Origin of the sequence: uncultured Tenacibaculum sp. (genome assembly GCF_947495995.1) — a bacterium.
Classification (GTDB): domain Bacteria; phylum Bacteroidota; class Bacteroidia; order Flavobacteriales; family Flavobacteriaceae; genus Polaribacter.
On sequence record NZ_CANMAX010000003.1, the window covers coordinates 574,152 to 586,513 of the forward strand.

At 30.6% G+C, this 12,362-nt stretch carries 12 protein-coding genes and 2 tRNA genes; 5 read left to right on the top strand and 9 right to left on the bottom strand.

Going from position 1 to position 12,362, the window contains the following annotated elements:
• Positions 1 to 113: 113 nt before the first annotated feature.
• The 5 genes from Q1A15_RS11915 to Q1A15_RS11935 all read right to left on the bottom strand — a co-directional run bounded on the left by Q1A15_RS11915 (position 114) and on the right by Q1A15_RS11935 (position 5,094).
• Complete coding sequence (locus Q1A15_RS11915; RefSeq protein ID WP_299623828.1) at positions 114 to 812, bottom strand: porin family protein; 699 nt, start codon at positions 810 to 812, stop codon at positions 114 to 116.
• Position 813: 1 nt separating this feature from the next.
• Positions 814 to 1,542, bottom strand: coding sequence for a bifunctional demethylmenaquinone methyltransferase/2-methoxy-6-polyprenyl-1,4-benzoquinol methylase UbiE (gene ubiE / locus Q1A15_RS11920; protein WP_299623831.1), 729 nt, complete (start codon positions 1,540 to 1,542; stop codon positions 814 to 816).
• The gene (locus tag Q1A15_RS11925) at positions 1,535 to 2,434 is read right to left on the bottom strand and encodes a NifU family protein (RefSeq protein ID WP_299623834.1); all 900 of its coding nucleotides are present in this window, start codon (positions 2,432 to 2,434) and stop codon (positions 1,535 to 1,537) included. The genes ubiE and Q1A15_RS11925 overlap by 8 nt, the downstream gene beginning before the upstream one ends.
• A gap of 115 nt (positions 2,435 to 2,549) precedes the next feature.
• A complete protein-coding gene (locus Q1A15_RS11930) occupies positions 2,550 to 3,932 on the bottom strand; it encodes an outer membrane protein transport protein (protein ID WP_299623837.1) in 1,383 nt (460 codons plus the stop codon).
• A 49-nt stretch (positions 3,933 to 3,981) separates the two neighbouring features.
• Entirely contained in the window at positions 3,982 to 5,094 is a 1,113-nt protein-coding gene (locus Q1A15_RS11935; RefSeq protein ID WP_299623840.1) for a hypothetical protein, read from the bottom strand.
• Between the two features lie 145 nt (positions 5,095 to 5,239).
• On the opposite strand from Q1A15_RS11935, the gene proS reads away from it, so the two are divergent.
• The 5 genes from proS (at position 5,240) to Q1A15_RS11960 (ending at position 7,868) form a co-directional block, all read left to right on the top strand.
• On the top strand, positions 5,240 to 6,718 hold the full coding sequence (gene proS / locus Q1A15_RS11940; protein WP_299623843.1) for a proline--tRNA ligase: 1,479 nt from the start codon (positions 5,240 to 5,242) through the stop codon (positions 6,716 to 6,718).
• Between the two features lie 74 nt (positions 6,719 to 6,792).
• Positions 6,793 to 6,864 (top strand) — tRNA-Glu (locus tag Q1A15_RS11945).
• A gap of 117 nt (positions 6,865 to 6,981) precedes the next feature.
• Positions 6,982 to 7,053: transfer RNA gene (locus Q1A15_RS11950), tRNA-Glu, on the top strand.
• A gap of 32 nt (positions 7,054 to 7,085) precedes the next feature.
• Positions 7,086 to 7,337, top strand: coding sequence for a 30S ribosomal protein S20 (gene rpsT / locus Q1A15_RS11955; protein WP_299623846.1), 252 nt, complete (start codon positions 7,086 to 7,088; stop codon positions 7,335 to 7,337).
• Positions 7,338 to 7,427: 90 nt separating this feature from the next.
• Positions 7,428 to 7,868, top strand: coding sequence for a hypothetical protein (locus Q1A15_RS11960; protein ID WP_299623849.1), 441 nt, complete (start codon positions 7,428 to 7,430; stop codon positions 7,866 to 7,868).
• 28 nt (positions 7,869 to 7,896) lie between these two features.
• Here Q1A15_RS11960 and rodA read toward each other — a convergent pair whose 3' ends face one another.
• From rodA to mreC, 4 genes are read right to left on the bottom strand one after another with little or no spacing between them, the layout of a single operon-like run.
• On the bottom strand, positions 7,897 to 9,174 hold the full coding sequence (gene rodA / locus Q1A15_RS11965) for a rod shape-determining protein RodA (RefSeq protein ID WP_299623852.1): 1,278 nt from the start codon (positions 9,172 to 9,174) through the stop codon (positions 7,897 to 7,899).
• A complete protein-coding gene (gene mrdA / locus Q1A15_RS11970) occupies positions 9,155 to 11,044 on the bottom strand; it encodes a penicillin-binding protein 2 (protein WP_299623855.1) in 1,890 nt (629 codons plus the stop codon). Before mrdA ends, rodA begins: the two co-directional genes overlap by 20 nt.
• Positions 11,044 to 11,553, bottom strand: a complete 510-nt coding sequence (locus Q1A15_RS11975; RefSeq protein WP_299623858.1) for a hypothetical protein — start codon at positions 11,551 to 11,553, stop codon at positions 11,044 to 11,046. The genes mrdA and Q1A15_RS11975 overlap by 1 nt, the downstream gene beginning before the upstream one ends.
• Complete coding sequence (gene mreC / locus Q1A15_RS11980; protein WP_299623861.1) at positions 11,546 to 12,358, bottom strand: rod shape-determining protein MreC; 813 nt, start codon at positions 12,356 to 12,358, stop codon at positions 11,546 to 11,548. Before mreC ends, Q1A15_RS11975 begins: the two co-directional genes overlap by 8 nt.
• Positions 12,359 to 12,362: the final 4 nt, after the last annotated feature.

Below are 12,362 nucleotides of genomic sequence, written 5' to 3' on the forward strand. Positions count from 1 at the left end.
TGACTTAACTTTAATTTGAGTGTCTTAAGAATATGAAGGATTAGGTATCGGGGGGCACCATTCCTTATAAGAAAGAAAAGAGTTGCAATTTTGCAACTCTTTTTATTTTGTATTTATTCAAATGATAAATGGAGGAATATACCTCGTGTTCCAAAAAAGTCAATTGGATCGGTCCACTGACTTGGTCCTCGATTATCATATTTAATCTCATTAGTAATTGCAAAGATTCCTCTAATAGAAGGAGAAAATTTGAAATAAGGCAAGTAAAAATCCATTCCTATACCAACTTCATACATAAAGGCACTTGCATTTTGTCTAAATTGTCCAGAGAAATTATCATCTTGATTTTTTTCATTACTAGAAAAATTAAAATCAAAAGAAGCTCCACCTAAAATATAAGGACGTACATTGTTTAATCTATTCGTACTAAACTTAAAAATAAAAGGTAAATGTAAATAGGTGTTACCTACTTCTCTAGTTCCTTGAGTTTCGTTTGCAATATGAGTAAAACGTAATGTTTTAGTATTAGATATTAGTCCAGGTTCAAAACGTAGATTAATATTGTTATGAAGTTTTAAATCTCCAATTAAACCAACATTAAATCCTACATCAGAAACTACATCTACTTGTGCATCTGGGAAATTACTTGGTCTGTATGAAACTTTAAAACCGTTTGTGTTTAAACCTAAGTAAAATCCGTAGTGAATTAAACGTTTATCAAAATTTGGTAAATTTTCGATACGTTCTCTTTGTGCAGCACAGTTAAAAGCTACTACTGAAAGTAAACCAGTGACTAAAAGTTTTTTTAACATGTTATTTTGTAGATGAATAAATTGAAGCTACACCAAATGTAACTGGCAAGCTTTTCACATTCTTAAACCCATTTTTTCTTAAAATATTGTTGAAAGCTTCTCCAAAAGGAAAAGAATTTGCACTTTCAGATAAATAAGAATACGCTACTTTATCTCTAGAAAATAGTTTTCCAACAATAGGTAAAAATACGTTAGTGTGTAATTTATATAATTGTTTGAAAGGAAACTTAGTTGGATTTGAAGTTTCTAAGACTACGAATTTACCTCCAGGCTTTAAAACACGTAATATTTCTTTTAATCCTTTGTCTAGGTTTTCGAAGTTCCTAACACCAAAAGAAACTGTGATAGCATCAAAAGTATCATCTTCAAAAGGGATGTTTTCACTATCTCCGATTACCATATCGATTTTGTTGTCAAATCCTGCCTTTTTAATTTTTTGTTTACCTACTTCTAACATACCTGCAGAAATATCTAAACCAACAATTTTTTCAGGATTTAATTTGGTCATCATCATCGCCAAGTCACCAGTTCCTGTTGCTATATCTAAGATAGTTTTAGGATTGTTTTCACCAATAAGACGAACAACTTTTTTTCTCCAACTAACATCGATTCCAAATGAAATTACACGATTTAAGCCGTCGTAGTTTTCAGAAATAGTATCAAACATCTGAGCAACTTGCTCTTTTTTGCCTAATTCTGAATCTTTATAAGGTTTTACTTGTTTATCCATTTATAGCAATAACTTCATTAATTTGATTAGGTAACATTTCTTTCAACATTGTTTCAATACCATTTTTTAATGTTATTGTAGATGAAGGACAACCACTACAAGCTCCTTGTAAAATTACATTTACTTGTTTTGTCTCAGGGTCATAACTTCTAAAAGCAATGTTTCCACCGTCAGAAGCTACAGCAGGTTTGATGTATTCGTCAAGAATCTCAACAATTTTAACTGAAGTTTCATCTAAATTCTCTTGGCTAACTTCATTTTCAGTCGTTGCTTTTTGCTTAGGGATTTCAGAGATGATCGTTTTATTGTCTTGAAGGTAAGTTCTAATGAAAGATCTTATCTCTTGATAAACCTCGTTCCATTCAACTACATCATATTTTGTTACAGAAATATAATTTTCAGAAATAAAAACCTCTTTCACAAAAGGAAAACCGAATAATGCTTTCGCTAATGGAGAATATGAATTAGCTTCTTCTATGTTTTTTAATTCAATGTCTGTTTGAGTTAAAGCTTTATTACTTCCAAACTTCATTACAGCTGGGTTAGGAGTAACTTCAGCATACACTTCTATAGCTTCTTTTTTAGATTCTTCATTATTCTCTTCAATTACTTTTTTACCAGTATTTAAATATGCTTCAATTTGAGTTCTTACTTCTTCTTGAACATCTTCCCACTCAACGATATCATAACGTTGTATTGCAATAAAATTCGCAGCAACAAAAACTTTTTTCACAAAAGGTAAGTAGAAAAGTTGTTGAACAAATGCTGAGCTTTTTGCTTCGTCTATATTATTAAATTCATAGCTACCTCTATTCACTATGATTGAATCACTAACAAACTTAATTATAGTATTGTTAGTAGTATTTTCTATTTTGATATTGATATTTTCCATACTAAGAAATGAGATTACAAAATTACAGTAAAAAACTGATTAAATAAAAAGACCTCTTAGTTCAGTTTTTGACAAACTTTACTAAGAGACTCTTTAAAAATCCCCAATAAAAATTTTATAAGCTAAAAGTTATACTTGCAGCTATTCTTGAAGTTGTATTATCAATATTTATGTCTCCTATATTATATAGAGTATAGAATTCGTCATTCATAGATCTTAAGTATGATACTCCGATTTGAGTATTCCCAAAATTATAACCTAGTCCAGCGGTAAATCCTCTGTAGTTATCTTCGTTTGTATTTCCACCTTCTCTTAAATTAGGATTTTTCTCATAGAAATACCCACCTCTTAAACTTACACGGTCAAAACGCCATTCTGTTCCTAGGTTTAAAGCGTGAGTTGCTCTAAAATCTGTTGAGAAGAAATTATTAGGATTCACTAATTGACCACTAGCGTCTCTAAAACTTACATCATCTGTATATCTGAAGTTAGAAAAATTTCTATAGGTGTAATCTAAACTAATAACTCCATGTTTTCCGAAAATTAAAGCTCCACTAGCTGTTAATTTACTTGGTGTTCTAAATCGAAGAGAAAAAGGTCCTCTGTTAGATCTGTCTCTTAATAAAATAGATTGGTTGTTCGGATCTGTTGTATCAAAAACAGCAAAATCATTTAAGCTTTCTTCTAATACTTCACTATACCAAGTAGGAGATTCATAAGATGCTCCAATTCTGATGAATTTATTTAGTTTGTAGATAAAACCTACGTTAAAAGAAAAACCTGTTCCGTCAATAAATTGCTCATTAATATCGTCAAATAATAATGGAGTTCCGCTTAAGTCATCATTATCTTCTATAGAAATAGCACGTTCTCTATATTCTAAACTATGAAACTTTAAAGAAGCTCCAACAAATAATTTATTGTCGTGAACAGCAGAAATTCCCATGTTAAATACACTGTTTATTCCACTAGTTTCTTTAGAGAATTCCTGATTGAAAGTTTGATAGAAAGTGTTATTAGGAGCAGCTGTTCTATCAAAATTATTATCATAAAAACTTAAACCACTATTTCCATTACCTTGATAAAAATTATCAAAATCGGCTTTTACTTTATAATTGAATGAAATTGCAAATCTATTCCAGTTTGTATTATTGCTTCCGTCAAATACAAAAATTGCTCCAGCCTGACTTAAGTTTATTCTTTCGTCTCTTGTATTGGTTGTGTTACCGTAATAATTGACGTTATAATCATTATTAATACCTTCAAAAGTTACAGCAACTTTACTTTTTCTTGCTACTGCTGCACCAGCTGGATTAATATCTGTTGATGAAATATCGCTACCTAATGCTCCAAAGGCTCCGGCCATTGCATTAAATCTAGCAGTACCAGTTCTCTGATCTCTAGAGAAGAGAATTCCTAGATCATTATAATCGGTAAATTGAGAATAAGTAGTCCCTATTGTAGCAAAAATTGCTACAAAAAATATAATTTTTTTCATGTCGTAAAAATAATAGCTAAATATAAAGTATACAGTAGTTTTTTATAGATTATCTTCTGCTTCTTCCTCTTGAACTTCTGCTAGAAGAAGATGATCTTGAGAAACTTCTTGATCTTGAAGAAGAACTGTTAGAAAAACTTCTTGAAGAACTACGTCTACTAGGTGTATAAGATCGACTACTTCTTCTAGAAGAACCACTATTATTATAGTTTCTAGATCTACTACTTCGATTAATACTTCTGTTTGTTCCTCTCGAATTTGAGCCTCTACTAATTCTAGTAGAACTAGAATTTCTTCTTACTCTTGAGTTTCCTCTATTTCTTGAAATACTTCTACTGCTTCGGTTTACAGATCGACCATTACTACGTCTAACAGATCTGTTATTTCTTCTATATACACTAGATGAACGTCTAGAAGCGCTTCTAGAGTTACTTCTTGAATAAGTTCTTCTGTTATTGGAAGCATATCGGCCTCTTCTACTATAAACACCATTTCTGTAACCGTATCTACTGTATCTTGCATTCCCGTATCTAAAACCTCTGTAAGTTCTGAAACCTCTATTGATACCAAATCTATTGTAACCATAAAATCCAGGAGGGCAGTAGAATGGATCGTAAAAACCACCAACACCTACATAGAATCCAGAATTCCAGTGATAAGGATGCCAATAAGGATTGAATCCCCAACGATATCCAAATCTTCCTCTCCATGGATTTCCCCAAAAAGGATCACCCCATACATTCCAATAAGGTCCATAACCCCAATTGTTTCCAAATGTATTTACATTGATTACAACATCAGAATCTCCATCAAATCCCCAAGGTTCTCTATTTGTTGAAATTTGACCTTGATCTTCGTCTTCTATTTCATCTTCGAAATCATAATCATCAGAACTATAATTTTCGATATCAGTTAAAATATCTGTTCCATTTAAATCATCTAAACGTTCAACTTCTTTTTTGAAGTAATTTTCGTTATAATCATCATATTCTCGATCATTCGTTTGAACAATTCTTCGTTGAGGTCGTTCTTCATCTTCCGCATAAATACCATCATCATTACCAGAAACCGTTTGCGCAGCTCCGCATGAAACTAAAGTAGTAACCACGATTAATGATAAGAAATATAATGCAAGTTTGGTTATAGTGTAATGTGATTTCATATTCTTATCGTTTTATTAAATTTAACGTTTTTTGAAATTATCAGCAAAATAAAACAAGTTTATTGTAGTAGTTACTAATTTAACGTAGTTTTGTTGCTGTAATTTACAACAAAAAAATAGCAATTTTTGTGCCAAACTTTCAATTATGAGTAAACATTTAACAAAACGAGCTGAAGATTATTCAAAATGGTATAATGAGCTTATTGTTAAAGCTGATTTAGCTGAAAATTCTGCCGTACGTGGTTGTATGGTGATTAAACCTTATGGGTTTGCAATTTGGGAAAAAATGCAAGCTGAACTTGATAGAATGTTTAAAGAAACAGGACATCAGAATGCGTATTTTCCATTATTAGTTCCCAAGAGTTTGTTTGAGGCGGAAGAAAAGAATGCAGAAGGTTTTGCGAAAGAATGTGCAGTAGTTACACATTATAGATTAGAAACAGACCCTGATAACGAAGGAAAGTTACGTGTTGACCCTAATGCAAAATTACAGGAAGAGTTAATTATACGTCCGACTTCAGAAGCTATTATATGGAATACATATAAAGGATGGATACAATCGCATAGAGATTTACCATTATTAATAAATCAATGGGCTAATGTAATGCGTTGGGAAATGAGAACAAGGCCTTTCTTAAGAACAGCTGAGTTTTTATGGCAAGAAGGACATACAGCTCATGCTACAAGAGAAGAGGCAGTTGTTGAAGCAAAACAAATGCAAGAAGTATATGCAACTTTTGCTGAAGAATTTATGGCTATGCCAGTTGTAAAAGGAGCAAAATCTGAAAGTGAACGATTTGCAGGAGCTGAAGATACATATACAATTGAAGCTTTAATGCAAGATGGAAAAGCTTTACAAGCGGGAACATCTCATTTCTTAGGTCAGAACTTCGCAAAAGCTTTTGATGTTAAGTATACATCTAAAGAAGGAAAACAAGAATATGTTTGGGCAACTTCTTGGGGAGTATCTACACGTTTAATTGGTGGTTTAATTATGACACATTCTGATGATGCTGGATTAGTTTTACCTCCAAAGCTAGCACCAATTCAAGTTGTTGTTGTTCCTATATATAAAGGAGAAGATCAGCTGAATGCAATTTTTGATAAGATGAAACCTATCGTTGAAGAATTGAAGTCAAAAGGAGTTTCGGTTAAATTTGATGATAGAGATACAATGAGACCAGGAGCTAAGTTTGCAGAGTACGAATTAAAAGGAGTTCCTGTACGTGTAGCTATTGGTAATAGAGATTTAGAAAATGGTACTGTAGAGGTGGCTAGGAGAGATACTTTTGATAAACAAACAGTAGAACAAAGTAACCTAGTTGATTTTGTTTCTAATTTATTGGAAGAAATACAATCTAATTTATTCAATAAAGCATTAACATACAGAAATACACATATAACTAAAGTAGACTCTTTTGAGGAGTTTAAAGATGTTATTGAAAATAAAGGAGGTTTTGTATCAGCTCACTGGGATGGTACAGAAGAGACAGAAGATAAGATTAAGGATCTAACTAAAGCAACTATTAGATGTATACCTAATGATGTTGTTGAAGAGGAGGGAACATGTGTTTTTTCTGATGGAAAATCTACTCGAAGAGTACTTTTTGCAAAAGCATATTAATTTTTTTTAGAAAAAATTATGATGTTTAAAAAATAGTCTTATATTTGCACCCGCAAACTGATAAAGATTGTTTTGCTCCGTTCGTCTAGGGGTTAGGACGCCAGGTTTTCATCCTGGTAACACGGGTTCGAATCCCGTACGGAGTACAAAGCTTCGAATTTATTTCGAAGCTTTTTTTATCAAGAAAAATATTCTAGATAAAATTGCAGGTATAGAAAATTAGTTTTATATTTGCACCCGCAATCACAAAGAGGTTGCATCCCGCTCCGTTCGTCTAGGGGTTAGGACGCCAGGTTTTCATCCTGGTAACACGGGTTCGAATCCCGTACGGAGTACAACGTTTTTATAACTATTAAGATTTTATAAAATGGCAAATCATAAGTCAGCATTAAAAAGAATAAGAAGTAACGAAGCTAAGCGCTTAAGAAATAAATATCAGCATAAAACTACACGTAATGCTGTTAGAAAATTAAGAGCTACAACTGATAAGAAGGAAGCAGAAGGAATGTTATCTACTGTTATTTCAATGCTAGATAAATTAGCTAAAAACAACATTATTCACAAGAATAAAGCAGCTAATTTAAAATCTAAGTTATCTAAGCACGTTGCTGCATTATAAAAAAAGTTTTAAGGTTAGTTAATATTAAACACTTCGATTTTCGAAGTGTTTTTTTGTTTATAATTGTTTTAAGAAAAGAAAAGTATTTACATGAAAAAAGGTGATATCGTTTATTGTATCAACGAGTCTTCATTTTCTGACCATATTCTCAAAAGAAAGAGCTATGTCATTCAAGACATCAAACAAGATTTATTAAGAGTTTTTAATACTAGAAACAAACTTGTTTGGTTACCCGAATATTGTTTTACTAAAGAGGAAATGCCAGATATAAAATCTATAATTATTGATGATGAAATAACAGATAGTCATAATGATTATATAGAAGTTACTATTGAATTTAGTGATGGGGTGAAAAGATGGACAAGTTTTATAACAATTAATAAGTTAAATAGTCTTTTTAATGAGTTTAGAGATTATGTTTTAGGAAATGAATTGATAATCGTTAAAGAAGTAAACGAAACAATAATAAAAAGGACAATTATCGAATTAGATAAGAAAGATGAATTATATGAAATGACAAAAGAGTTGTAGCTTCAGGAAAGCTATAGAATAAATGACACTAATAGTCATATTTTTTATGTGCATCTAATCTTATAAAAATAAAAATCAACAGCGTAAAACCCCATAAAGATGAACCTCCATAGCTAAAAAAGGGAAGCGGTATTCCTATTGTTGGTAAAAGTCCAATTACCATTCCTATGTTAACTGCAACATGAAAAAAAAGTAAAGAAGCTATTCCGTAGCCATAAATTCTCGAGAATTTATTTGTCTGTCTTTCTGCTAAAAATATAATACGATAAAGCAAACACACAAATAAAATAATCACAAGAGACGATCCCCAAAAACCCCATTCTTCGCCAACTGTACTAAAAATATAATCGGTATCCTGCTCAGGAACAAAATTTCCTTGTGTTCTATCACCTTGAAGAAAACCTTTTCCCCAAGGTCCACCAGATTTAATCGTAAGCTCAGATTGGTAAGTATTATAACCAATTCCTTTATTGTCTTCAATTTTACCTAATAGAATATCAAAACGATCCTTTTGATGCTGTTTTAAGATGTTCGTATACGTATATCCAACAGCTGAAATAAAAATAGCAGAAACAATATATGTGATTAAAATAACTGGCCAGTTAAATCTAAAAAATTGTTTGTTTCTATATATAATGTATGCGAAGATTAATGTTAAAAGAATTAAAGTAGCAATTAATACTATCTTTATATCAAAATATATTGTTAGTAAAAAGAGGACTAAAGCTGTAACACCCAAAATGAAATATTTTAATGTAAGACCTTCTCTATTCAGAACAAAAAAGAAAGAGAAGTAAATTAAAACAGATCCCATATCTGGTTGCAGTGCTATAAAAAATGCAGGCAAAAATATAATTATAAATGCCTTAATTTGATTTTTTAAAAGGTCTAAATTATACTGGCGATCACTCATTAATTTAGCTAAAGCAAGAGCTGTAAATGCTTTAGCAAATTCTGAAGGTTGTAAACTAATACCTCCAAAGTTATACCAAGAAGTAGCACCATTAATTTTTTTTCCTAAAACCAAAACTCCAGCGAGAAGCACTAAAGAAAAAATATAAATAAGACTTGCAAATTGTTCGTAGAATTTAGAATTCAAGAATAATATCAATACGATTAGAGGTGCACTTAAAACAATAAAAATTAATTGCTTACCATATCTTGTACTGAAACTAAATATATCTGCTTCGTTACCTGTAGATGAAGCAGCGTAGATATTTAACCAACCAAAAAAAACTAAAATAGTATATAGTAGTATTGTTAGCCAGTCGATATTTTTAAATATATTATTCTCTAATTGTCTCAATAGTATCCTTTTTTACAAGTAGCTTATCGTACTCTTCTTTTAAACTAAGTTTAACCATTCTTTCTTCTAAGGCTTTTCTTTCTACGTTACCGTTCAGATATTTTTCAATCATTAAACTAGTAATTGGCGCTGCTATCGTAGATCCAAAACCACCGTTTTCTACAAAAACAGCCATAGCTATTTTAGGATTTTCTTTCGGAGCAAAAGCAATAAGTATTGAGTGATCTTTTAGTTGTGTTTTTTTACCATCAATAATAGCAAAGTTTTCTACAGTTCCTGTTTTTCCACAAATATCAATTCCTTTTACTTGGCTGTATTTTCCTGTTCCTGTTTTAAAAACTTCATGCATAGCTTCAACTACTACCGGAAAATGTTTTGCATCTACAAGGGTTTGTTTCTTAGTTACGAAATCAGAATTGTCAATTTTTTTATTGTCAATTTCCTTAACAATATGTGGTGTGAAATAAAAACCTCGATTAGCAATGGCAGCTGTAGCATTTGCTAATTGTATTGGAGTAGTTTCTACTTCTCCTTGTCCAATAGCATTTGAAATATTAGTAGTAGCTCCCCATCTAAAATCATATCTATTATCGTAAAATTTAGAACTAGGAATTCTTCCTTTTTGACCTACAGGTAAATCATAGCCTAAATAATTACCTAAACCAAAACTTTTAACAGTGTTACTCCACCTGTCAAATCCTTCTTTTGTGTTTTTAGATTTGTCTATAATTTTTCTATAGGCATCAGAAAAATAACTATTACACGAATTTGCAATTGCTTTTTTAAGACGAATTGGACGACCATAAACTCCACAGTGACATTTCATGAATTCATGCTTTCTTTTTCCGTAACGATATCCTCCATAACAATACACAAAAGACTTTTCGTTGATTACACCTTCTTGTAATCCAACTAGACCATTTAGAATTTTGAATGGAGAACCAGGAGCATAAAGTCCTTGTAAACCTCTATCGTAAGTAGGATTACTAATGCTATCATTAAATAGTATTGTTGAATGTTTTTTTCGTTTTCTTCCTACTAAAACATTTGGATCGTAAGAAGGAGCTGTAACTAATGCTAATATTTCACCAGAAGAAGGTTCTAAAACAACAATACCACCTCTTTTACCTGTCATTAATTTTTCTCCATATTGCTGTAAATCTGTATCTATGGTTAACATCAAATCTTTTCCGGCTACAGCTAACGTATCGTATATTCCCTCTTTATAAGTTCCAGTAATTCTATTTAGATTATCTCTACTGTAATATTTTTTACCCTTATTACCTCTTAAAGCTTTTTCATAATAATTTTCTACACCAGCTTTACCTATTAATTCTCCGTTCTCATAGTCCGGATTGTTTTTAGCTTGTAATTCGTTTACTTCAGATAAATATCCTAAAACATTAGCTGCTATTGGGGTAGGATAATTTCGTATTGTTCTTTTTTGAATATAAAATCCTCTAAATTTATGTAATTTTTCCTGTAGAAAAGCATAATCTTCTTTTGCTAGATGTTTGATGAAAACTGCAGGAAGCCAAGGTGCAAATTTTTTAGGATTTTTAATTTTAATGGCTTTTTTTATGTATTCTTCTTTTGTGATTTTAAGAAGTTTACAAAACTCTAAAGTATCAATAGATTTTAGTTCTCTAGGTATTGCCATTACATCATAAGAAACCTCGTTGGCAACCAGTAATTTATGATTGCGATCATATATATAACCACGTTCAGGATAATCGTATTCAATTTTAATAGTAGCATTACTGGTAGGATTTGAATCACCACCTTCTAATATTTGAAATTGAAACAATCTTCCTATATACAACAGTCCAACTATTGTAATTAAAAAAATTAATAAAAAGCTTCGTTTCACTATTGTTGTTTTCTACTTAAAATAAAGTTCCCTAAGAAATATAAAATTAAAGAAAATATCACTGATAAAATGGTGTTAATAATAACATTTAAGAAATTATTAAAACTAAAGTTTATCAGTATAAAAACGGTAAAATGATGAATTAGTGTAAGTGTAGCAACAAAATTGAATATTTTTCCAAAAGATTCTTGATTCATGTTGAAGAACTCGTAGTCTACTTCTGTTTTTTGAAAGAATGTTCTAAAGAAATTTGGACGTAAATATGCAATTAAAGTTGTGGCAAATGCATGAATACCACCTGAATCTGAGAAAAAATCAACAAATAAGCCTAAAAGAAAACCTAAAAATAAGATAGGAAACCTATTAGTTCTGTATGGGAAAATAAAGATGAAAGCGATATAAATATATGGATTGATTCTATCAAATAACATAATATTATTTAATACTAATCCTTGAATTAGAATTAAACAAATAAAAGTAATAGCAAGATAGAAAGGTTTTCTATTCATCGTTTTTGTTTTCTACAGCTTTAATTTCTTGTTGATGAAAGTTTTTAATGATGTATATATTGTCTAAATTACTCATATCATTAAATAATTTAATATTAATATTTTCATCATTACTAAGAACTGTTCCAATTAGAATTCCTTTAGGAAAAATAGCAGAGTTTCCACCAGTAATAATTGTATCGCCAATATTAATTTTAGCTTCTCTAGGGATATCTAAAAGTTGAACAATATTATGATTTTCTCCATTCCAACTTAAAGATCCAAAATATCCACTGTTTTTAAATCGAGCATTTATTTTACTGTTTCTATTCAAAATAGATCGAACTCTTGCATAATTAGAAGAAGCATCATCAGTCATACCAATAATTCCTTTGTCATTAACAATAGCCATTTCTTCTTTAACTCCGTGTTTTTCTCCACGGTTAATAGTAATGTAGTTGTATGGTTTATGGAATTCGTTTTTATAAACTCTACCGTTTATGTATTCAAATTGTTGATTGTAATTATCAGTATCCACTAAAGTTTTAGCTTCAACACTATCAAGTAGCGATTTAAATTTCTCGAGTTTATTTTTCAGTGCTAAATTTTCTTGAATTAAATCGTTATTCTCTTTTCTGAGATTCAAATAACTATTAAGATTACTTTTCTTTTCATATAAACCACCAGTAATAAAACTAGCAGAGCTAACAAATTTACTTCTATGATAGCTATGATTATTTATTATTAAAGCAAAAGCAATAATTTGTAATAGTAAAAAGAACAGAAAATATTTATACTTCTGAATAAAATAGAGAAGCTGTTGCATAAAT

What these genes read in the sequence shown, in the direction of transcription:
- Q1A15_RS11915 (WP_299623828.1), bottom strand. Translation starts at nt 812, where the DNA reads ATGTTAAAAAAACTTTTAGTCACTGGTTTACTTTCAGTAGTAGCTTTT.
- ubiE (WP_299623831.1), bottom strand. Translation starts at nt 1,542, where the DNA reads ATGGATAAACAAGTAAAACCTTATAAAGATTCAGAATTAGGCAAAAAA.
- Q1A15_RS11925 (WP_299623834.1), bottom strand. Translation starts at nt 2,434, where the DNA reads ATGGAAAATATCAATATCAAAATAGAAAATACTACTAACAATACTATA.
- Q1A15_RS11930 (WP_299623837.1), bottom strand. Translation starts at nt 3,932, where the DNA reads ATGAAAAAAATTATATTTTTTGTAGCAATTTTTGCTACAATAGGGACT.
- Q1A15_RS11935 (WP_299623840.1), bottom strand. Translation starts at nt 5,094, where the DNA reads ATGAAATCACATTACACTATAACCAAACTTGCATTATATTTCTTATCA.
- proS (WP_299623843.1), top strand. Translation starts at nt 5,240, where the DNA reads ATGAGTAAACATTTAACAAAACGAGCTGAAGATTATTCAAAATGGTAT.
- rpsT (WP_299623846.1), top strand. Translation starts at nt 7,086, where the DNA reads ATGGCAAATCATAAGTCAGCATTAAAAAGAATAAGAAGTAACGAAGCT.
- Q1A15_RS11960 (WP_299623849.1), top strand. Translation starts at nt 7,428, where the DNA reads ATGAAAAAAGGTGATATCGTTTATTGTATCAACGAGTCTTCATTTTCT.
- Q1A15_RS11975 (WP_299623858.1), bottom strand. Translation starts at nt 11,553, where the DNA reads ATGAATAGAAAACCTTTCTATCTTGCTATTACTTTTATTTGTTTAATT.
- mreC (WP_299623861.1), bottom strand. Translation starts at nt 12,358, where the DNA reads ATGCAACAGCTTCTCTATTTTATTCAGAAGTATAAATATTTTCTGTTC.